Annotated in this window: 13 protein-coding genes and 1 pseudogene; 9 read left to right on the top strand and 5 right to left on the bottom strand. The window is 41.4% G+C overall.

Annotated features, from left to right (window positions below):
- Nucleotides 1-5: 5 nt before the first annotated feature.
- Together menH and H6G32_RS07205 are read right to left on the bottom strand one after the other, a co-directional pair.
- On the bottom strand, nucleotides 6-818 hold the full coding sequence (menH, locus tag H6G32_RS07210; RefSeq protein ID WP_190456580.1) for a 2-succinyl-6-hydroxy-2,4-cyclohexadiene-1-carboxylate synthase: 813 nt from the start codon (nucleotides 816-818) through the stop codon (nucleotides 6-8).
- 280 nt (nucleotides 819-1,098) lie between these two features.
- Nucleotides 1,099-1,500: a metal-sensing transcriptional repressor gene (locus tag H6G32_RS07205; protein ID WP_190456579.1), complete on the bottom strand. Its 402-nt coding sequence runs from the start codon at nucleotides 1,498-1,500 to the stop codon at nucleotides 1,099-1,101.
- A gap of 660 nt (nucleotides 1,501-2,160) precedes the next feature.
- Here H6G32_RS07205 and H6G32_RS07200 point away from each other — a divergent pair.
- From H6G32_RS07200 to H6G32_RS07165, 8 genes and pseudogenes are all read left to right on the top strand, one after another.
- Nucleotides 2,161-3,180 (top strand): ParA family protein, encoded by a 1,020-nt coding sequence (locus H6G32_RS07200; RefSeq protein WP_190456578.1) that lies wholly within the window; start codon nucleotides 2,161-2,163, stop codon nucleotides 3,178-3,180.
- Between the two features lie 140 nt (nucleotides 3,181-3,320).
- Nucleotides 3,321-4,580: an RNA-guided endonuclease InsQ/TnpB family protein gene (locus tag H6G32_RS07195; RefSeq protein ID WP_190456577.1), complete on the top strand. Its 1,260-nt coding sequence runs from the start codon at nucleotides 3,321-3,323 to the stop codon at nucleotides 4,578-4,580.
- 108 nt (nucleotides 4,581-4,688) lie between these two features.
- Nucleotides 4,689-5,906: an HhoA/HhoB/HtrA family serine endopeptidase gene (locus tag H6G32_RS07190; protein ID WP_190456576.1), complete on the top strand. Its 1,218-nt coding sequence runs from the start codon at nucleotides 4,689-4,691 to the stop codon at nucleotides 5,904-5,906.
- A 102-nt stretch (nucleotides 5,907-6,008) separates the two neighbouring features.
- Entirely contained in the window at nucleotides 6,009-9,212 is a 3,204-nt protein-coding gene (locus tag H6G32_RS07185; protein WP_190456574.1) for a GAF domain-containing sensor histidine kinase, read from the top strand.
- A gap of 654 nt (nucleotides 9,213-9,866) precedes the next feature.
- Entirely contained in the window at nucleotides 9,867-12,317 is a 2,451-nt protein-coding gene (locus tag H6G32_RS07180; protein ID WP_190456571.1) for a GH116 family glycosyl hydrolase, read from the top strand.
- 263 nt (nucleotides 12,318-12,580) lie between these two features.
- On the top strand, nucleotides 12,581-12,790 hold the full coding sequence (locus H6G32_RS07175; RefSeq protein ID WP_190456570.1) for a hypothetical protein: 210 nt from the start codon (nucleotides 12,581-12,583) through the stop codon (nucleotides 12,788-12,790).
- 621 nt (nucleotides 12,791-13,411) lie between these two features.
- Nucleotides 13,412-14,041: pseudogene (locus tag H6G32_RS07170) on the top strand (ABC transporter ATP-binding protein); the annotation flags it as partial.
- 1,245 nt (nucleotides 14,042-15,286) lie between these two features.
- Nucleotides 15,287-15,757, top strand: coding sequence for a HetP family heterocyst commitment protein (locus tag H6G32_RS07165; protein WP_190456569.1), 471 nt, complete (start codon nucleotides 15,287-15,289; stop codon nucleotides 15,755-15,757).
- 1,164 nt (nucleotides 15,758-16,921) lie between these two features.
- Here H6G32_RS07165 and H6G32_RS07160 read toward each other — a convergent pair.
- From H6G32_RS07160 to H6G32_RS07150, 3 genes are all read right to left on the bottom strand, one after another.
- On the bottom strand, nucleotides 16,922-18,427 hold the full coding sequence (locus H6G32_RS07160; protein ID WP_190456566.1) for an HlyD family efflux transporter periplasmic adaptor subunit: 1,506 nt from the start codon (nucleotides 18,425-18,427) through the stop codon (nucleotides 16,922-16,924).
- A gap of 87 nt (nucleotides 18,428-18,514) precedes the next feature.
- On the bottom strand, nucleotides 18,515-20,677 hold the full coding sequence (locus tag H6G32_RS07155) for a peptidase domain-containing ABC transporter (RefSeq protein ID WP_190456564.1): 2,163 nt from the start codon (nucleotides 20,675-20,677) through the stop codon (nucleotides 18,515-18,517).
- Between the two features lie 174 nt (nucleotides 20,678-20,851).
- Nucleotides 20,852-21,220 (bottom strand): hypothetical protein, encoded by a 369-nt coding sequence (locus tag H6G32_RS07150; RefSeq protein ID WP_190456562.1) that lies wholly within the window; start codon nucleotides 21,218-21,220, stop codon nucleotides 20,852-20,854.
- A gap of 821 nt (nucleotides 21,221-22,041) precedes the next feature.
- Here H6G32_RS07150 and H6G32_RS07145 point away from each other — a divergent pair.
- Entirely contained in the window at nucleotides 22,042-22,791 is a 750-nt protein-coding gene (locus H6G32_RS07145; RefSeq protein WP_190456560.1) for a peptidylprolyl isomerase, read from the top strand.
- Nucleotides 22,792-22,817 lie beyond the last annotated feature (26 nt).

Below are 22,817 nucleotides of genomic sequence, written 5' to 3'. Positions count from 1 at the left end.
CTAACCTAATGCATCAAAAAACTTCTCACATTCTGCACAAATGCCGAAGTGTTTTCCAAATGGATATTGTGTCCAGCATGAGGAACTACTTTTAGCTGGAAAAATTCACATCTATTGGCCATTGCTGTATTGATAGCTATAAATTTTTTATCATATTCGCCAACTAGCAACAGCAGAGGACTTTTATTTTCTTGTAGCTTATCCCACAAAGAAGGTTGGTAGCCAGTACCCATAAAGCGCAGTACTTTCTCTAATTCCCGTGGATTGTTTTGTAAACGGCTGGCTACCATGCGATCGCATCCTGGATGATTTTTGATATCACCAAAAATTGGCTGATTGTACCAATTGGCTAGAAAAGCCGCAAAAACACTTTTATCAACAATTCTGGTTAATTTTCTGGCTATTTGGGAATCCAGTTTAATGCGGTTTAATCGTTCTGCATCTGTTGGTAATCCTGGGGAAGCTGATTCTAGGACAATTTTGAGAAAACGTTCCGGGAAGTTTAGGGTGAGGTATAAAGCTAATCTACCCCCCATTGAATAACCAATTAAGAAGCAATTAGCTATTTTTAACTCATCTAATAAGTTGATTAAGCCATGGGCAGTATTTTCTATTGTATAGTATTCATCTCCACCGAAAACTTGAGTTTTGCCATGTCCGGGGAGATCAAGAGTTAGATAAGCGAATTCATCAGATAATAATTTTATAGCTTCATCAAATTCATCGATCTTACCCATAAAGCCGTGTAAAAACAAAATTAGTGGCCTATCTGTTTTGCCAGTTAAAGAATAGTTAAATTGATAGTTTTTTTGGATCATAGATGCCCTGGGGAATTCAATATGCATCTGCACACAATCAAAGATTATACCATTTTAGATTTTAGATTTTAGATTGGAAACTGCTTGGTGTATCTGGGTTTTCTCTGTTCATCTGTCGCCATCATTTTTATTTCTTGGTATTATCTAGGAAATAATAGAGGCTACACAGAAAAGTCCGCGGCTCGACTGAGCTTCGCCGAACGTCCTGCACAGAAAAAATCATATAAATGATATGGCGGAGAATTGGCAGATTTGGGGTTTATAGAAAACTTTTATTTTGCTAAGGTAAAAACCGATCTAAAGCAGCTTTCAATTGTTCTATTTCAAATTCCATATTGCCCTCTTTGGCTGCTCTAGCAACACACTCAGTTAAGTGTTCATCTAGGACAATTCGCGCTACCCGATCTAATGCACCACGCACAGCGGCAATTTGCAATAAAACGTCAGGACAAGGGGTACTTTGCTGCACCATTGTCTTAATACCGCGAACGTGTCCTTCTATCCGCGATAATCGGTTGACAATTCGCCGCAGAGACTCTTCACTATGGACGTGAGGATGAACCGATTCTCCAGACCCAGGAGTATGATCTGTGTGGTTGTGTTCTAGATCGTGATCATGGGTATGTTTTGCTTGCTGGGATATGGGTAAGGATTCTTTAGTTAATCGGTTTGAGCGATTCATAGGTGATCACGGTTCTGGTATTGATTAAGATCCTATCCTAGAGGCAATGGTTCAGGGGTAATGGGTGCTGTCAGTTTTTTATTTATTTGTACTCCGTGGAAAATTGTCTTTTTTACGGATACTTGAGCTATCGAAAATTTTGATTAATGGGTAAAACCCGAACCTTTTAAGGTGAATCTCCATCATAGCTTTGTAGTTCAAGATTCCATCGGAACCTCCGGGGTACTCCCCGCCACATTGGTACTCCAATTGGTGGTGATGGGGGATAGGAGGGCTGGCTGAGTAGGGTTCGATACCCCCGAAGTCGGCAATTTTCTTAATTATTTGGACTGTTTTGTTTCTCAACATAAGATTTAAGTTCTTACTATCACTAAGTGAGGCGATGCAATGCAGTCAAGAAGCTGTAGCAATGGAGGCGAAAAAGTAACCCAAGCATTTATCTGATTAGTCAACCTCGTTCATTTGCTCTTACACATATATCACCTATTCAGCGCTCCCCCAGGACGCTGCTGTTTCAACAACTCCTCAACCACTACAGCCCTTGCATTTATTTTGTAATTAATTCCGAATACGTAGAAATTTGTCTACTTTGGACTTGCCATAGTCCACTATGGACGTTATCCTGTCCTTGTAGTTCATAAATCTGTCTAAAAAATACTTATGCTGACATATGCATTTTGGAACAACAAAGGTGGTACAGGGAAAACCAGCCTAGCGTTTCAAACTATTTGTCGATATGCAGATAGAAACCCTAGCAAGCGGATACTCGTAGTTGATGTGTGCCCTCAAGCCAATCTATCTGAACTTTTCTTGGGTGGATTAACTAACTTTGGCAGCAAAAACCTATTAGAGCGACAGGGGCTGATGCCTCGATGTAGTGTTGGCGGATATTTTCAGTTACGACTTCCTTCCCCTTTTGCAGCGCCTGATTTTTCAGTTCAGGATTTTTTAACTAAGCCTGCGGAATACAATCCAACTATTCCGCAGAATGTAGATTTGTTTTGCGGAGATCCGTTGCTTGAACTACAAGCCAATGCAATCAATACTTTGTCAAACGCACAAATTCCAGGCATTGATCCGTGGATTGAAATTATTGACTGGATTAAAGATGCTCTTGACCAAGTGAAAGATGAATACGATGTGGCGTTTATTGATGCTAATCCGAGTTTCTCAATTTATACACAAATTGCCTTATCAACTACAAACCTTCTTATATTGCCAGTAATGGCTGACGATTCTTCTCGAAGGGCGATCCAAAACGCATTCTCTCTCATATATGGGCTGAAATTGCCTTCCGAGGTATATTCAAAATATGCATTTGCTAATAAATTAGAACAGTCCAATCGCTCACTCCCTCAAGTGCATATAGTCGCTAAAAACCGCATTACTCAATATATGGGGCCTGCTTCTGCATATGCTGCTGTACTACGTTCAATTGAGCAGGATGTAGCAAGTTTAATCAACTCGAATCATGAAATCTTTACTTTCCCCGAAGTCCAGCAAGGTATAGTAAGCATTCGAGACTTTCAAACTACAGGAGTTGTTGCTTTTGCAAGAGGGTGTCCGTTCTATCGATTGCCTAGTGGGAAGTTAGATATTGGTGGTCGTCGAGTCCAAGTTCAAGAAAAGTACAAAACCGATTGCATTAACGCTATCGACGCCTTAGTTAATATGCTGTGAGCATTACTTTGATAGCCTAAAACTGTTACTGAGAACTTTTTCACGGACCATCCTGCAAAATTGCACAAGCCTTTAAATTGTGCTGTGGATTTAGTAACTCCCCCCTAATTCTCTCTTTAATCAAGTCCCTCTACCGAACTATGCGCCTAACTTACCAGTACCGTTTACGCCCTACATCGGAACAGATAGCCACATTTGAAACTTGGGGTGAGTTGCTGCGTCGTCACTATAACTACGCACTAGGGCAAAGACTAGATTGGCTAAGGCGTACAAGGTCGCAAATTGACCGATGCAGTTTGGTTTGTGAGCCAATTGGCGAGATACCAAGCAAGGCTGATTACTATACACAAGCTTCAGACCTCAAGCAAACTAAAGACATATTTCCCGACTACAAAAACATCTATACCGACTGCCAACAGCAAAACCTGATGAGGTTGGATAAGGCATGGAAGCGGTGGTTGATGCCTGACAAGAACGGGAAAAGGGGAGGCCGTCCGCGTTTTAAAAAGCGTGGTGATATTCTCTCGTTCACGTTCCCGCGTGTTAACAATGCCAAGGCTGGCGCACACTTAATTGGAAACGTTCTCAAACTATCCAAGATTGGTGAAATTGAGGTTATCTTACACCGTCCTATCCCAGATGGATTTGAAATTAAGCAGGCGACGATTCTAAGAAAAGCTGATGGGTGGTATTGCAGTTTATCAATAGAAGATAAAACCGTTCCCACCTTATTACCTGTTGATGAAATCAAAACCGCTACTGGCATAGATGTCGGGCTAGAAAAGTTTTTAACTACTGGTGATGGGCAAAGTATTGCAGTGCCGCAGTACTACCGCAAGGCACAGGCAATATTAGCCCGTCAGCAGCGCAAGCTTGCACATAAGTCTAAAGGGTCTAAGAACTACCAAAAACAGGCTAACAAAGTTGCTCGTACCCATTTGCACGTTGCCAGACAAAGAAAAGAGTTTCATTATCATGTCTCTCATTGGTTGATTAATTGCTATGACTTAATTATTTTTGAAAATTTGAATATTAGAGGACTGGCTAAGACACGACTAGCTAAATCTATACTAGATGTTGCTTGGGGTGCATTCCTGGAAATCATGCAAGCAGTAGCGGTAAAACGCGGCAAGCTGACACTTGGAGTTGACCCAAGAGGAACTAGTATTAATTGTTCAAGTTGTGGTGAGAGAGTTGAGAAAGCCCTTTCAGTCCGTGTTCATAGCTGTTCCTGTGGATTAGTTATTGATAGGGACTGGAATGCATCGCTAAATATTTTGAAGCGTGGATCGGTTGGACTACCGATTCCTGTCTGTGGAGGCTTAGACAGTAGTCAGCCTATGAAGCAGAAAGTCTCATTTGTGAATCTGAGATGCTCCCGCTACATTGCTTGCAATTAGCGGTGAGAGTTGTCACGACTCAGGGATTTTCAACCAAGCTGTAAAAATAAATGTAGATAGATTTGTCACGACTAAGTAAAAACTAGGCTTCTAGATTAGGTTGTAATTATGCAAAGTCTCAAAATATCCCAGTCTATACGCCAACTCAGTGGTTATGTTGTAGCAGTTGCTTTGGGAATTTTGCTCACGGTTGGTAGCTTGTGGGTGTTACCCTCTCAAGCAGAACCTGCGCCCAATGCCTTAACTTTAGCAAAAGCACCGGGAATAGTTGCTCAGAGGCAATCACCTGCAACGGCTGCTATTGGTAGCAGTAGCTTTGTTACAGATGCAGTGAATCGTGTGGGAACAGCGGTGGTCAGGATTGATACAGAGCGGACGATTACTCGCCGTGTTGATCCATTTATGGAAGACCCGATTTTCCGGCGGTTTTTTGGTGAAGGGTTGCCCCAACAGTCACCCACGGAGCAATTACGCGGTTTGGGGTCTGGTTTTATTATTGACAAGAGTGGGTTAATTCTCACCAATGCCCATGTAGTGGATCAGGCTGATAAGGTGACAGTCCGCCTCAAAGATGGTCGCACCTTTGAAGGTAAGGTGCAAGGGATTGATGAAGTGACAGATTTGGCGGTGGTGAAGATTAACGCTGGGAATGATTTACCTGTGGCCCCTTTGGGTTCTTCTAATAATGTACAGGTTGGAGATTGGGCGATCGCAGTTGGTAATCCCTTAGGATTTGATAACACTGTTACCTTGGGGATTGTCAGCACTCTCAAACGTTCCAGCGCCCAAGTGGGGATTAGTGATAAACGCTTAGAATTCATTCAAACCGACGCCGCCATTAACCCTGGTAACTCTGGGGGGCCATTATTAAACGGTAGAGGTGAGGTGATTGGAATTAATACAGCGATTCGGGCTGATGCCATGGGGATTGGGTTTGCGATTCCTATAGATAAAGCTAAAGCGATCGCCGCTCAATTGCAACGTGATGGCAAAGTTGCTCACCCCTATTTAGGCGTGCAAATGGTGACATTAACACAAGAGCTAGCCAAACAGAATAACACTGACCCGAATTCGGCGATCGTCATTCCTGAAGTTAATGGTGTTTTGGTAATGCGAGTTATCCCCAATTCCCCAGCAGCATCTGCGGGTATCCGACGCGGCGATGTGATTCTTCAAATTGATGGACAACCAATCACCACAGCCGAACAGTTGCAAGGCATTGTGGAAGATAGTCGCCTGGGTCAAGCGTTGCAGGTGAAGGTGCAACGGGGTAATCAGACACAGCAGCTTTCAGTTCGCACAGCTGAGTTACAAAATGCTTCTTAGTTAGAGCTGAGTTTTCAGTGTGGGGGTATGCTCAAGCATACCCCTATTTTTTTATAGCTTTAGGGAACACGGAAAACAGATATTTAACTTTCTTTATACTCTATGACAACAAACAGTTATGAAACGTCAAACCGCTTAGACTTGCAAGAATCTCACAAACAGCTACAGCTAGCGGCTCAGTACCAAAAAATCTTGGTGAGAATTCTGGCTAAGATTCGTGCATCTGTCAACTTAGAATCTCTGTGTTCGACTTCTTGTCAAGATATTTGTCGCCAATTGAAGATTGAGCGAGTGGCAATCTACCGCTTCAATCCTGACTGGAGCGGTAGCTTCATCAATCGTTTTGGCTTTGCAGAACCTCCCTGGGATACTCTGAACCCCTTTGGGCAAGATTTGGTGTGGGAAGATTCCCATTTGCAAGAAACCCAGGGAGGGCGATATCGTAAAAATGAGCCATTTGCCGTGGCTGATATTTACGATGCAGGGCACTGTCGTTGTCATATTGAGGTGTTAGAACAGTTTCAGATTCGGGGCTATGCGATCGCACCGATTTTCATTGGTGCAAAACTATGGGGAATCCTTGCAGCCTATCAACACTCTGCTCCTCGGCAATGGCACCCTCACGAAGTCGAATTCTTAGGGCAAGCCGCAAGCCATCTCGGCGTAGCAATGCAGCAGGCAGAAATCTTAGAGACTTCCAAACAACGCACAGCAGAACTGCAAGACGCAATTGCGCGGCAACGTGCCTTGACGGAAGTGGTGGGGAATATTCGCTCGTCTCTGAACACCGAAATTATTCTGAACACTGCCTGTCAGGAACTCTGCAAACTCCTGAAGGTAGAACGGGCAGCGATCTACCGCTTCGATCCTGACTGGAACGGCGAATTTGTTAGCCAATTCGGCATGGTTGAAGCCCAGTGGGATAGAATCAACCCCTTTGGCAAAAATCTGGTTTGGGAAGATACCCACCTCCAAGAAACCAAAGGCGGGCGCTACCGCAATAACGAAAATTTTGCTGTAAATGACATTTACCAAGCAGGTCACTCACGCTGTCACATTAACATTTTAGAGCAATTCAAAATTCGGGCCTATGCCTTAGCACCCATCTTTATGGGGCCAAAACTGTGGGGACTGATAGCGGCGTATCAACACTCTGAACCGCGCCAATGGGCAGATTACGAAGTTGAGTTCCTCGGACAGGTGGGGGCACAATTGGGAGTCGCGATTCAGCAAGCCGAGAACTTGGCTCAGTCGAAACAACAGGCTTCTGCCTTACAAGATGCGATCGCCCGGCAGCGGGCACTAACTGAAGTCGTGGGGAAAATTCGCTCTTCCCTAGATATTGATTTAATTCTGAAAACCACTTGTCAAGAAGTGTGTAAAATGCTGCGAGTTGAGCGGATCGGCGTTTATCGCTTTAATCCAGACTGGACTGGCGAATTCGTCAGCCATTTTGGCATGGTTGAGGCTCAGTGGGACAGCATCAATCCCTTTGGCAAAAATCTCGTTTGGCAAGATACCCACCTGCAAGAAACCAAAGGTGGACGCTACCGCAACAACGAAAGTTTTGCGGTAAATGACATTTACCAAGCCGGACACTCTCGCTGTCATCTAGATATTTTAGAGCAGTTCAAGATTCGCGCCTATGCCTTGACCCCAATTTTTGTAGGACGGAATCTCTGGGGATTGCTGGCTGCCTATCAACATTCTGCCCCCCGCCAGTGGGATAGTGTGGAAGTGGAATTTTTGGGACAGGTGGCCAGTCAACTAGGAGTGGCGTTGCAAAGTTCTCAAATGGTGACCCAAATCCAAACTCGCGCTGATGAACTGCAACAATCGGCTGAACAGCGGCGGATTTTATTTGATCTGGTGGTCAAAATTCGGGAATCCTTGGATTTAGAAACGATCTTTAAGACTACAGTACAGGAAGTGCGGCGATCTTTGAGGGTGGATCGAGTCGGCATCTTCCGCTTTGACCCTGATGCCGGTTTTTGCCGTGGTGAATTTATCGCTGAAGATGTCCTACCCAAGTTCGATTCTGCCCTAGCCATCAAGGTACAAGACTATTGCTTTGGCGACCAGTACGCCCCCCAATATAGCCAAGGGCAAGTGCAAGTAATCTCTGATGTCAACAGCATTGGCTCCAAGGTGCCTCATCTAGATGTAATTGAGCGATTCCAAGTCAAAGCTCAGATTGTTGTGCCGTTGATGGAAGGGGATGATTTGTGGGGCTTATTGTGCATTCACCAATGCACTCATCCCCGTGATTGGGAAGAGGCTGAATTAGAATTTGTCACCCAAGTAGCGGCTCAACTCAGTGTAGCCCTGCGTCAAGCCAACTTATTCCAACAATCCAGTTTATTAGGTCAAACCCGTGAAGAAGCCAATCAACTCGCCCAAGCACTGAATGAGCTACGCACAGCCCAAATGCAAATTATCCACGCAGAAAAAATGGCTAGCTTGGGGCAACTGGTGGCGGGGGTTGCCCACGAAATTAACAACCCAATTAATTTCATCCACGGCAACTTAGAACACGCCCACCAATACACCCAAGAATTGCTTCACTGTGTTGAGCTTTATCGGCATCATTATCCCACCGTCGCACCAGAGATCCAAGAGTTTTTAAAGAAAGCCGAAATAGAGTTTTTATTCGACGATTTACCTAAATTATTTCAGTCCATGAAAGTCGGCACCGAGCGCATTCGCGAAATTGTCACTTCTCTGCGGAACTTCTCGCGTTTAGATGAAGCCGACTTCAAATCCGCAAATATTCACGAAGGCATCGACAGTACGTTGATGATTTTGCAAAACCGCTTAAAGCCTTCCCCTGATATCCCCACCATTCCTGTAATCAAAAACTATGATAGCTTACCACTGATAGAATGCTATCCCGGTCAGTTGAATCAGGTATTTATGAACTTGCTATCTAATGCCATTGATGCCTTAGAAGAGCGAAATGCACAAGCTACCCCCGACACAATTGCCGCCAATCCCAGCGAAATCCGAATTTCTACTTCCCTGCTGAATAAGGACTGGATAGCCATTCGTATAGGTGACAATGGACTCGGCATCGATGACAAAGTACTCTCTCGGCTGTTCGATCCATTTTTTACTACCAAGGTTGTCGGCAAAGGCACAGGACTGGGGCTTTCTATCAGCTATCAAATAGTAACAGATAAACACAAAGGCAAGATATATTGCCACTCTGAACTCGGCAAAGGCACAGAGTTTGTAGTTGAACTGCCGATTCGTCAGGTAGTAACTAAAAAACCACTAGCTCAAGTCAAGGTAGCAGACGAAAAATAAGCATCTTGCTCACAGAAAAAATTACCTCAAAGGCTTAATCAAGCGTAATGCTAGAGAACTTCTCCCCCTCAACTCTAGCTGACGCTATTTTTCTGGAAGTCACTCAGCAAAGTTTGGCTAAATCCAGAGAAAGATGAAGCTTGGAAGGATTTGTAGAAGCCTGGTTAAGGATCATGCCACCTCAGTGTTACTATTTTAATAGGTGCAGTTAATGACTGGCTGGTAAAGATAACCGCTTTTGCTATTTTCTTCAAAAAACCATTCAGCTTTGATTCACCAATTAAACTTAAACGTTTAAGAGAAGAATGGGCAGATTTTCGACCACCACAATGTTATCATTACTTAAAAGACCGGGAAATAAATCTGGTTACATCTATATCAAAATGTGATATTTTAAGCCTATCAGAAAAATTTAAATATCATCAAAGTGAACTATTACCTCAAACCTGAAAAAACCTTGAGAAACATCTATTCTATATAGAATCAATATTTTAATCACCAAAAGGCTCAGATACCCGACTTCTTCGAGAAGTCGGGTATCTTGTTGTTCACTATATATTTTTCAGTTCCCTAGCTGCTACCCCATAACCAATGACTTGAGAAAAATCACACATCGCGCTAGTGTTCATTAGCGTAAATCTGTGATATCAGGCGATGACTACTTTACCCTACCCGGAAATTCCCCCTTGCACTTGGAACCGTCCCATTGGACTCGGCTGGGACAAACCCTATACTGTTCGCTACCCTAGCAATATTGATGATGGCCCGTGGCATGGGATGCCTTTAGGTGGCTTTGGTGCAGGTTGCATCGGTCGTTCTTCACGGGGGGATTTTAACCTGTGGCATATTGACGGGGGTGAACATACTTTCAAAAATATCCCCGCTTGTCAATTTAGTGTTTTTGAGTCTGATGGCGCATCTTCCCAGGCTTATGCTTTATCTACTGAACTCCCAGAAGATGGCACTCTCTCAGCTTGGCAATGGTATCCCCGTATTGCAGAACCAAGGGCGGGCAAGATGCCCACCCCACAAGAAACAGGCACATATCACGCACTTTATCCGCGCAGTTGGTTTGTCTATGAAAATGTATTTCAAGCACAGTTAAGCTGTGAGCAATTTTCCCCTGTTTGGGCAAATAATTACCAAGAAACTAGCTACCCTGTGGCGGTGTTTAACTGGAAGGCACATAACCCCACAGATGCACCTATCACTATTAGTATTATGCTGACTTGGCAAAATATGGTGGGCTGGTTTACTAATGCCCTGAAATCTCCACAGGTGCAGATACGGGATGATGGTAGTCCGGTTTATGAATATCAGCCATGTTTGGGGGAAAGTCAAGGAAATTATAATCAGTTAATTGAAAATACTCAACAGGTTGGTTGTGTTTTGGGACGGGTTGCTAGTGATGCACCTGTGCAGGAAGGGGACGGGACTTGGTGCATTGCAACGGTAAAACATCCCCAGGTTGAGGTATTTCACCACAATAGATGGAATTGTGCTGGTACGGGTAATGAGGTGTGGCAATGCTTTGCTGTTGATGGTTCTTTGCCTAATTATGTAGATGTGACGCCAGCAGCAGAGAATACCCAAATAGGGGCGGCGCTGGCTGTGCGGTTCACTCTGCAACCAGGGGAATGTTTAGAGGTTCCTTTTGTGCTGAGTTGGGATTTTCCGGTGACGGAATTTGCCGCGGGAGTTAACTATTTTCGCAGATATACAGACTTTTTTGGGCGCAGTGGGGAGAATGCTGAGGCGATCGCTACTCTATCCCTACAACAATATCAAAATTGGCGATCGCAGATTCAAAACTGGCAAAAACCTATCCTCGACCGCGAAGATTTACCAAACTGGTTCAAAATGGCTCTCTTTAATGAGCTTTACGACCTCACCAGCGGCGGGACTCTCTGGAGTGCAGCTTCAGAACTTGACCCATTCGGTCAGTTTGCCGTCTTGGAATGCTTAGATTACCGCTGGTACGAAAGTCTGGATGTGCGGTTGTATGGTTCTTTTGCTTTGCTGATGCTGTTTCCTGAACTAGAAAAATCGGTAATTCGCGCTTTTGCACGGGCAATTCCCCAAGGTGATGATCATCAGCGGATAATTGGCTACTATTACACCATTGGGGCAGACACAACTACAGCAGTCCGCAAAATTCCAGGTGCAACACCCCATGATTTGGGGGCACCCAATGAACACGTCTGGGAAAAAACTAACTATACCTGCTATCAAGATTGCAATTTGTGGAAGGATTTGGGCAGTGATTTTGTGTTGCAAGTATATCGAGATTTTCTGCTTACGGGTGCTGATGATGTGGATTTTCTCGCAGATTGTTGGGATGCGATTGTGCAAACTCTTGATTATTTGAAATCTTTTGATCAAGATGGCGATGGAATACCAGAAAATTCTGGCGCACCTGACCAAACTTTTGATGATTGGCGGTTGCAGGGTGTGAGTGCTTATTGTGGGGGGTTGTGGTTGGCAGCTTTGGAAAGTGCGATCGCTATTTGTGATATTTTATTAACGAACCGCCAAAACGCCAAGAACGCCAAGGATTTGGAGAGGCAAAGGTCTATCTATGGGGCTTGGTTGGCCCAATCTCGCCTGGTTTATGAGGATAAGCTTTGGAATGGGCAATATTATCGTCTGGATAGTGAAAGTGGTTCTGATGTGGTAATGGCAGATCAGTTGTGTGGTCAGTTTTACGCTAGATTGTTGGGATTACCAGATATTGTAAATTGCGATCGCGCCCTTTCGGCATTGAAAACTGTATACGATGCTTGTTTCTTAAAGTTCTTTAATGGTCAGTTTGGTGCTGCTAATGGTGTCCGTCCTGATGGTGTACCAGAAAATCCTCACGCAACTCATCCTCTAGAGGTCTGGACGGGGATTAATTTTGGGCTAGCAGCTTTTCTTGTGCAGATGGGGATGCAGGATGAAGCATTGCAGTTGACACAAGCTGTTGTCGGGCAAATTTACGACAATGGGCTGCAATTCCGCACCCCGGAAGCCATCACCACCACCGGCACTTTCCGTGCTAGTACTTATTTGCGGCCAATGGCTATTTGGGCAATTTACTTGGTACAGGAATTCTCCCATTCCTAGGGCTTCTCGTTTATCTGCAATAGAGATGTTGTATGCAAGGTCTCTATTGCACTCAAATCAAAATCCCTATTATCCCCACTCTCAACAAAAAACTTTGAACGCCATTTGAGTAATTGGCAATTTGCAACTAACGATACATACATAAACGCAGAGTTGTTTTAAAATTGCCGCTTTCAATGTCCCTGTTTTTACCAGGTAAGCAGACATCTCCTTCTGTGATTGTATTTTGCGGTTGTTTCCGGAACCGCAGAAAAACATAAGTAATGGTAAGAGTTGAAAGATTTAAAACTGAAGCCAAAGTGTTAAAAAATGCCTATGCTGCCAGCGTTATCCATAAAAAATCCTCAGCTTATGTTCATCATGAACATTTTTCTCTCAAGAAAGATTTTATTATCATAATATTTTTCAACCCAGATTTATTAAGTTATGGCGTCAAAAAATATCCCAAAAATTACGGGATTATTAGCTATTAAATTACCAATAAACCGTATCTAAAAAGGCAAAAATATGGCAACCATAGAAATAAATACCGCCTAAGACGTGAATAAAATAAGGTATCTCGTTAATCCAAAATCCAAAATTCTTAGATTAAGTGGCTGACAGGCTGGTGTCAACAAAAATTGGGTTTTGCTAGTTAAATAATGTTGTTTCACCAACTTTCACTTAAGAAAAGCCACTGAAAAATGAGACCTAAGCAATTGTTGATTAAAAACACAAATAATTGCGTTTTCCAGAGGTTGTTGGAATGATGCTAAATCCTTCTGGCAAAAGAATTACCAACTCTTTTCTTCTGTAATTGCTCATCTAGCAAAAGTTAACCAATTTACTACAACCACCAAAATAAAATCATGAACTCCTCTTCGTCGTTAAGAGTCGAGGGAGAGCGGAAATATAGAATTAACCCCCAGTTTCCCACTCCCAATGCTGCTATTATTAAACTTTTAAATTTAGTTGCTAAGGATACAAGTCTAGCATCGCACTTTTGGCAGCTGACTATTTTAGCACTGGGTTGGATTTTGCCGATCGCACTTTTGACTCTCTTTGCCAGTCCTTACCTCAAGAAAGTATCGCGGGCAATCTTGGTGTCATCAGCTGGCATTGTCGGAGAGAGTGGTTCAGGTAAAAGCACCTTAGTTAATTTACTGGCTGGTTTATATCGTCCTGATACTGGGCAGATTTTGATTGATGGGCATAATATTACTGATGTTTCGCCCCAGTCGTTGCGTAGTCAGTTGGGCTTGGTGCCACAGGAGTGTTTTCTGTTTTCCGGCACGATTTTAGAAAATATCACCCTGTATAGCCCGGAGTTTACCCTAGAGCAAGCGATCGCCTCAGCCAAGTTAGCAGAAGCACACAGCTTTATTGAGTCCCTACCTTTGGGCTACAACACCCCTGTAGGTGATGGTGGTTTGCAGCTTTCTGGTGGACAAAAACAAAGAATTGCGATCGCCCGCGCACTGATCAGAAAACCAGGAATTTTGATTTTGGATGAAGCCACAAGCGCCCTAGATGCCGAATCAGAACGCTCTTTTCAAAAAAACTTAACCCGAATTAGTCAATATCGTACCACCTTCATCATTTCCCATCGTCTTTCCACCGTCCGCCATGCTGACTGTATCCTCGTCCTCAACCGAGGTATCATCGTCGAGCAAGGCACTCATCAAGAACTAATAGCAATTGGCGGCTTTTATTCCCACTTAGCTCAACTGCAATTGCCACTGTAATCTCACCTGGCTTAATCAGTCATCTCCCAAAAACCAGGAAAATTATTAGTAAATCAACATAGCAAAAATCTCTAGAAAATAACTAATTATTAATTTATCAATAATCTAACTTGCTTCTGTTAAAACAGCTACAATTTATTTTCATCTCACCTCCTTCAGGGGGTGTTTTTGTATACAAGTCTAATAGATATCAAGGTTAATAGATCATACCATTGAATAGGAATTTATATAAGTTTTTTATTTGTAATTACTAAAAAAAAACAATGCAATAAACACAATAACTTTATTGTAATTTGTGCGGATTAGCCAATGCCAAGAATCTTCCCACACAAGATATTTTACCAGGCAGATAACAATATTTAATCAATGAGATATAGACAATAGTTTCAATAAAACTAGCCTATTTAAATTTGGCGAATAGCATCACTATTGCTTTATATACTAGCTTCTACAGGCAAAATTAATAGTAATATTTCCCAGTAGCTTCAGAGCAAATATAGTTTTAAATCATATTAAATGAGGGGTGTTACCCCCTGTTTATTATCAAATAATAGGACATAAAATAAAGATATGCAGTCCACCAGGAAATATCTAAAGATGCTGAGTAAATATAACTTATAAGCATAATAAATCGGCGGATGACATTAACAGCCAAAAATAGTATAAATATGAATGTAGGTTTTGAGCATCAGGGTTTAAATAGATTTCTCCGCCAAGCTAATAAAAATGCAAATTTCCTGAAAATATTCAGATTTTATTAGCAAAAACTTACACAACAAATAATCAGGGAAAGTAATTGAATTAGGGGTAGGAAAATTTCCTTCAGGGTAAAACTGCATCTACCAAGAGCCACGCCGAGTAGTAACCAATAGGGGGTGGCAACCCTAACAACCAATCCCAGTGGGTGAGGGCTGTGGAACCACGGAGGGAATCAGGGAAATTATGGTATGCAGTAAACAGACTTGATTCAAAACAGTCAAGTTTTCAATCAAAGGTGAGCTTATGGAAATAATCATCAGGTCAAATACAGTCAGTCACACCCAACAAAAGCAAATCCCAGCCTCGAAGGCTCAGAGTCCAAAAACCGCTCAACTATAGCCACCAAAGCTTGTTTACTGCCGGTTTTACGAGCCAAAGACAAAATTACCCAAACTAACCCTGTTTTCAGCAGTTTGGAAACCTCAATTAAAACACTAACACTCGAAGAAACTGGACTAGTTTACTTCATCCGAGACAACTAACACTATGAATCAAGACATTCCTGGCATTAGTAGCAACTTAGATAAGAAAATGCATCCTGAACAATTTGACCAAGTCGTAGAAGCAATTCTTGCCGGGAAGTATTCCTGGGCATGTGTTTTAATGCTACGATTTGTTGGCTACAATCCCCTGCATTACATTCCCTACCGCACTTACAATCGGTTACTCAAAGAAAACTCCCGCATGAGCCGGTTAAACTCACAGCACAATGAAAATATAAAAATTGCCAACCAAGTTGCTGAGAAAAGGACTGAGAAAAATATTGCTCCAAGCTGCTTAAGCAAAATTAAAGACCTAGCCTATCTTGAGGTGGTAGGAAAGCAAAAAGCAGAAGTTCGTGGTGGTAACATGGAGCAGTGGTTGGTACAGCAAACTCCAGAATCTCAACCCATAAAATCTCAATTAAACCCAGAAAAAAGTCAAGATGTTTCCTTGAAATTCTGTGAATTTATTTAATAAATCTATTGCTTCAATAGATATTGAACCACCATTGATTGAGTACATAATAGCCAGCTATGCTGATTCAAAATCTTTAGCATGGCTGGTTTTTTACAATTTTTGCCAACCCTACAGCAATTTGGATTTGGATAGATTACACCTTGATACAGAGGTGTAAATTCTGCCTGTAGGCAAAGGTTTAAGTACCTTATTAGACGCCAAGAGCGCCAACTTGGAGAATAAATAGGCAATCTTGCAGCAGCAAAGGAGTAATAAATTACCCGGAGAAATCTGCCAAAGTGGCAATTATACACAGAAAAAGTATTATAAATTATAAATAACAACCTAAACCGAGGTGACTGGCAAGCATATTCATTTTCAACCCTAAAATCAATCTTAATTTCTAACCATGCAATATATCAAACTGATTGCTAAAGCAGTCAGTATCTCATGGATTAGATAACTCCTAAACGAAGACTAACGATGTAACCGTTCTCATGGTGGTTACTTTTTCTAGGAAGTTTGAGCAAAAATAGATTGGAGTAGTGGCTTACCCAATCTAAGCTTTGAATGGCTATCTAACTTCTTGTACTGTGGTTGGTGTCACCTTAGTCTAAAAGGCTCAGGTTTCGCATTAAAAACAGGCATAGAAATTGAAAGAGTACGGTTAAATTGTTGTCCTGGCTGGTAGAACTTATAGCTGATACGCTTCTCTTTCAACCAACTATGATAATCCAATTCCTCCCAAATAGGATTATCTCTGCTATGTAAACTGGCAATTTATCTAGCAAATACTGGAAGCTCAAAAACTTGAACAGCTTCCAGTTTTTTTTATTTTAAAATAAAAGCATCCTCTAAGCTCGACAGAAATATTGTGAGAAATCCGGGTATACTTTCCGATGACTTACGCATTGACAAAAAATGGTAAATATGTTCATCGGTTTTATTCATTGAAAATCCTATAAATTGTGCGTTAGGGAACGCACACTACTTTCCGACGACTTACGCATTGACAAAAAATGGTAAATATATTCATCGGTTTTATTCATTGAAAATCCTATAAATTGTGCATTAGGGAACGCACACTACGTGTAGGATGCATAAAGAGACGCATCGAAAAAGCCTGAAAAGAGGGTAAATTTGTCAAGGAAAGTAAGTACTATTTCCTATGAGGATGTCAAATTACAAATCTGCAATTAACCTAGCCTTTCTCAAGAAAAATTGCAGTACCGTTTCTTCAGAGGAAATGATATCAACTCTACCTTCCATTCCCAATTGAATGTGACACAGATTTTTCCCTTTACCTAAAACCAGGCTTTCCGGCTCAATAGTCACCTCATAAAAGGCATTTGGTGCTGCTGCTTTCGGACTAGTATTGGTATGAGAAATAGATCCATTTGTACCATTTTGTTGGGGAGTAATGGCATCTGGAGAAATCGCTTCGACCTTACCATTGAGAGTACCGTAATCTGGGTAGGGACAAGCGCTAACCCGCATTTGGACTTGTTGACCAATTTTTAGCTTATTTTTATCTTCAGATGCCACTGCTGCCTTAACAATCTGACTAACATCACTGGGGACAATCTGCAATATTTCCTCGCCAGGACGCACAGTTTGACCAGAGTTACGCAAGTTTATTTGAGAAATAATACCATCAGCCGTAGCAGTAATAGTGGTCTGATTGACTTCGATTTCCACTTGTTTTAGTTCGCTAGCATCACGCTCTAGCTGTTTTTCAACTTCAATGCGTTGCTTAATTATTGCTTGACGTTCTTTGTCTAAAACTGCCTTGTTACTTTCACCTGCGGCTTTTTCTTGGGCTATACGCTCAGTAGCAATTTTTACTTCTGCATCACTGGGATTTACGGCTATTTTAGCACGTTGTTTTCTAGTAGTTGCAACATATACAGCTTGTTGTAGCCGCTTAATTGTTTGTTTTTTGGTTTCAATCAGTGATTTTTGGGCTTTCAGTGCTTGTTGTTGCTGTTTAGTCGCTAATTGTGCTTCCTCCACTTGATTCTTAGATAATGCTCCTGTTTGCGCTATGGGATCATATCGCTGTTGTTTGGCTAAGGCTGCATCCAAAGCTGCTTGAATAGAATTAAGATTTGCTTGTTCTGTTGCTAACTGTGATCTGCCAATTTGTAATTCTTGTTGAGAAATTTGGATATTAGCATGAGCTTCTTGGAGTTCAGAAACAGTGGTAATTTTTTTATCCTGATATTGCCGCAGGCGATCGCTAAATTCAGCTTCAGCACCAGTAATAATCCGGTTAACTTTCTCAGTTTCGGCTCTAATTTGACTGTTAAGGGTTTGAATTTGAGCGTTGATTTGCACTAGTTGCAACTGAGCTTGCTGAATATTAGTTTGCAGTTGGCTTTTTTTAGTTTGTAAACGGGAGTCGTCAATGATGGCGATCGCATCTCCGGTTTTGACAACTTGATTTTCTTTGACATAAATCTGCATAACTTGACCTTCAGTTGCAGCCTGCACAATTCGCAATTCCCCCGATGGACGCACAACTGCCTCTCCTTTGACTGTCACCTTATATTTGGCCACTGCGGCGACGGGAATTGCTAGTCCCAGAACACAGAGAATAAAGAGTCCTCCAAAGGTAGTCCAACGGCTAATCGGTGGAAGAAATTGATCTGTTTGAATTGGGGGTAAAAAATCTGTGTTCTTAGTCATGGTTAGTTCAAAATGCACAATGTATGAACAGCAGCAGATGAAGATGCGCTTTATTTGGCGCAACTTTACATAGAATTGGTAACAGCACTAACCCATTCTCAAAACAACATGATCTAAGAAGTGTAAATGCTCGCCTGAAACCTTACACAAATCTTCTGGTGTACCTTGGATTTTTAAACTTCCTTTTTCTAAAAATACAATCCAATCTGCACGCTGGATGACCTGAGAACGGTGACTAATCAAAATAGTAGTTTTACCCTGGCGATGGTCTAAAAGCCTATCTAGTATTTGGGCTTCACTCACTGGGTCGAGTGCGGCTGTAGATTCATCTAAAATCAGAATAGGTGGGTCAGTAACTATTGCTCTAGCTATGGCTAATCGTTGCTTTTGCCCACCAGAAAGATTAGCTCCAAATTCTCCTAAGACAGTTTGATATTTATCTGGTAGTTCGCTAATAAATTCGTCTGCACCAGTAATTTGACAGGCTTTGACAATTTCTTCAAAACTGATATGAGGGTAGCTGAAGTGGAAATTATCAATAATAGAACGACTCCAAAAATGTGATTCTTGTGGTATCAAGATTACCTGTTGCCGGAGACATTCTAAAGATATATCTTGCTGATTATAAAGACCATAGCGAATATTCCCTGACTGAACTTTATATAAACCAGTAATCAATTTTGCTAGGGTACTTTTACCACAGCCAGATTTACCAATTAGAGCAATTACTTGACCACCAGGAATAGTTACAGAAAAATCTTGCAATAAATCAACTCTACCTGTGTGGTGAAAATTAATTTCAGTGCAAGTAATATCTGTATTGGCAGCAATTTCTACCCACTGCTTTTTCAAATCATTTTCATCTTCTGGGGTAGCATCAATAACTTCTGTCAGACGTTGAATGACTATTTGGGAAGTGATAAACTCATCTACTAAGCCGATGGCAGAACTCAAAAAGCCAAGAAGATTGCCACTCATGCCGTTATAGGCAATCAATTGTCCGATTGTTAAAGTACGATTAATTACTAAATAGCTACCGATCCAGAGAATACCAATATTAATAAATGTAGAAAGAATACTCGTAACTGTGCTGCTGTAAAGTCCTAGCTGCATGGTACTCCAGCCTAGGTTAGCCAGACGCCCAAAATTTCCTTGATATTCTTCCCAGGCTTGGGGTGTAGCTTGGGTAGTTTTTAAGACTTGTACCCCACGAAATGTTTCTACTAAAAAACCTTGGTTTTCTGTACCAGAAACAATCATATTGCGGGTTTTTTGGCGCAGTGCTGGTAAAAAAAGCAAGTTAACAGCCGTAACAATGATAAATGCAACTATAGAAGCTAGAGTTAACTCCCAAGTATAAAAGAGCATAAAGCCCAAAGAGACTACAGCAATAAAAAATTGACTGGGTAATCCGAGGACAATTTGGGAAACTAACTTATTAACGGCGTTGACATCAGCAATGCGACTTACAACTTCCCCACTGCGTCGTCCTTCAAAATAAGATAGGGGTAAATGTAAGAGCTTGCGCCCGTATTCTAAAATCAATCCTAATTGCAATCTTTGACCGAAATGACCGATCAAGTGCGATTGTACTAAACTAATGGCGCTTCTAATTAAGTTCAGGGTGATGACGCCAATAGCGACGGTGGTTAATAGTTGGGTATCTCCCCGTATTAAGACATCATCGGTGAGTAGTTGCATCATGAAGGGAGATGCTAGGGAAAGGAGTCCAATAGCGATGTTCATGGCGATCGCTTGGGCTAAAATAAAGCGATAGGGGTAAACCCGTTGGATGTAACCTCCAAGACCGCCAATTTTATCTGATTCTTGTTGATAAAAGCGGCTTTCATCTGGAAGCAGTAGCAGCATTACGCCATTACTCCAACCTGTGATTAACTCTTGCTGAGTCAGGTAACGGATACCAATGCCAGGGTCGCCAATTACATATTTTTTGCCTTTTTGCCCGTATAATACTACCCAGTGGTAGCCTTTCCAGTGAATAATTGCAGGTAAAGGAGCTTGATCTAATTGGTTGATTAGTTGAGGAGTGGCTTTAACTTGCCTAGCATGAAATCCCAGAGCTTCTGCACCCCGCCGTAATCCCAATAGAGTAGTTCCTCTGGCCCCAGTACCAACAGCTTCCCGCGCCCGGTTAAGGGTAAAGGTGCGTCCGTAGTGTTGGGAAATCGTGGCTAAAGTGGCTGCACCACAATCTTCTTCACTGTGTTGAAGGACAATTTTGTATTTCATTTTCAAGCGCAATTCTTGGGGCGAAAATATAGTTAAGCCATTGGACTGTATTGAGTCAGGATTTACGCAGAAAAATTAGGATTTATGCATTAGACTTAATTCTTTAGCAGAAAAATCAGGTAGGGGGTTAGGTCAGTCGCTGACTTTCCACGTTATGTGAAAAGCCAAATTAACTTAACCTACGCTATAGAGTTCGATATCATATGGGTTGCCAGCAGTGTATTTATTGTCTTGAAATTCATATATTTTTCCATCGGACAAATTGTATGATTTGGATTGGTTGTAATCATCTCGACCGTCCACGTCAAATTTAATGGTTCCTCCTTGGTAGGCAGTATATATCCATTCTTCATTTGGTTTCATTAGGAATTCCTTACCATCTAAGACATGGGTAATGTTGTATTGTGTTTTGTTTCTAATCGTAAACACCTCGTAACCACCAGAAATTATTTCAGCAGCTTGTTCGTCAATTTCTTCAACTAAAGCAAAATTTTGTAAGATGCTTTGGTTGTTTAACAGGGCTTTTTTTGCTGTGATAGCCATTTGAGTTTCTCCTAAAAGTTTGTGTTTAGGAAGTACGCTAAAGATTTTTAAACGCCTACAATTTAGGCGTTGCTGATAGATAATATCTAAGTCTCACCCATCTGACCTTTGCCTTTGGTGTCATGGAAGACTAGCAGTTCTCACAAGTAGTCGTTCTTGCAGAGTAGACACAAAGGTAAAAAGCAAAAGTTACCCCTATTTGAAATAGTAGTAGCTAAGTTTTTAGTGTCAGGCTGAATTTTGAGAGGATATTATTAACTCCTCTTTTTTTAGTATATTAGGATAAAAAGAAATTGCATATACGAATTATACAATTTTAATTTTTTCTTTTGCTTTTAAGTTTATTAGGACTTACGAATTGACAAAATAGGGAATAAATGTATTGGGTGTAAATAGGAAATTTTCAGGCGATAAGCCTACGGTATGCTTACCGCAAATTTTAAGAGGGGGCATTGAAAGAGTGATAATACATCTATTGTCTTGAATATAATGATGGGTGTAGCAAATAATCAGAACCTGTCCATAAATGGTCGAGATTATACTTAAATTGAACATCTAGAAATTCCAGATGAAGGCTTAATAGTTCATCTAAACAGTTTCGGCAAAGTAAAAGTATTTCAAAAAAGCTTCAAAAACGAAGAAAAAAGAGACTACATTATATTTGTACCGGATGAAGATGCACTAATTGCGGTTAAGCAAGCTGAATTCCAGGAATTACATTCAATCCATTGGGAGATTAAGCGCCTGAAAGTTTCCTTATTCCACCTAATACAGTTTTTGCCTATTTTGTCAATATGTCAGTTATAAAAAAATAAATACCGATGAATAATCCTGTAAATATAATTGTTGAACCAGAGGAAATTATCAACTTCCTCAAGAGCAAAATGAATTTTAAGGAAGTATACCAGAATGTTATATTTCAAAGAGTTATTTTCCACGTAGCTCAGGAAAGGGGCATAAGTGTCACAGCAGAAGAAATTGAGGAGCAAGCGGATAATCTGCGCCGAAATAAGCGCTTAGAGAAGGCTACGGATACAATAGCATGGTTAGCAGATCAATTAATTACTCCTGAAGATTGGGAAGTGGGAATTCATGCTAGACTGCTCTCACAAAAATTAGCTGAAACGTTGTTTGCTCAAGAAGTTAAAAAGGTCTTTTTCCAAAATCGTCTAGACTTTGAGCAAGTTGTGCTTTATCAAATTATTGTTTCTTATGAAAAATTTGCTCAAGAACTTTTTTATCAGATAGAAGAAGGAGAAATTAGCTTTTATCATGCTGCTCACCTTTATGATATGGATGAACAACGCAGATACAAGTGCGGTTATGAAGGTAAGATTTACCGTTTTGCTCTCCAGCCAGATATAGCTGCTGTTGTATTTAGTACACCAGCTAAACAGTTGATTCCTCCCTTTAAAACTGATCAAGGTTATCATCTTTTTATGGTTGAAGAGTTCCTACCAGCGGAATTAACTTCTGAAAGGTATCAAGAAATTCTCAATAATATGTTTCAACGTTGGCTAGCTTCTGAACTAGACTCTCTACTGAAGTCGTCATTAAAAGACACAGTTTAGACTATTGGCTGTGTTACTTTCCTAGA

It is taken from the genome of Cylindrospermum sp. FACHB-282, from assembly GCF_014697195.1.
GTDB lineage: Bacteria > Cyanobacteriota > Cyanobacteriia > Cyanobacteriales > Nostocaceae > Cylindrospermum.
This window is presented reverse-complemented; position numbering and strand designations above follow the sequence as displayed.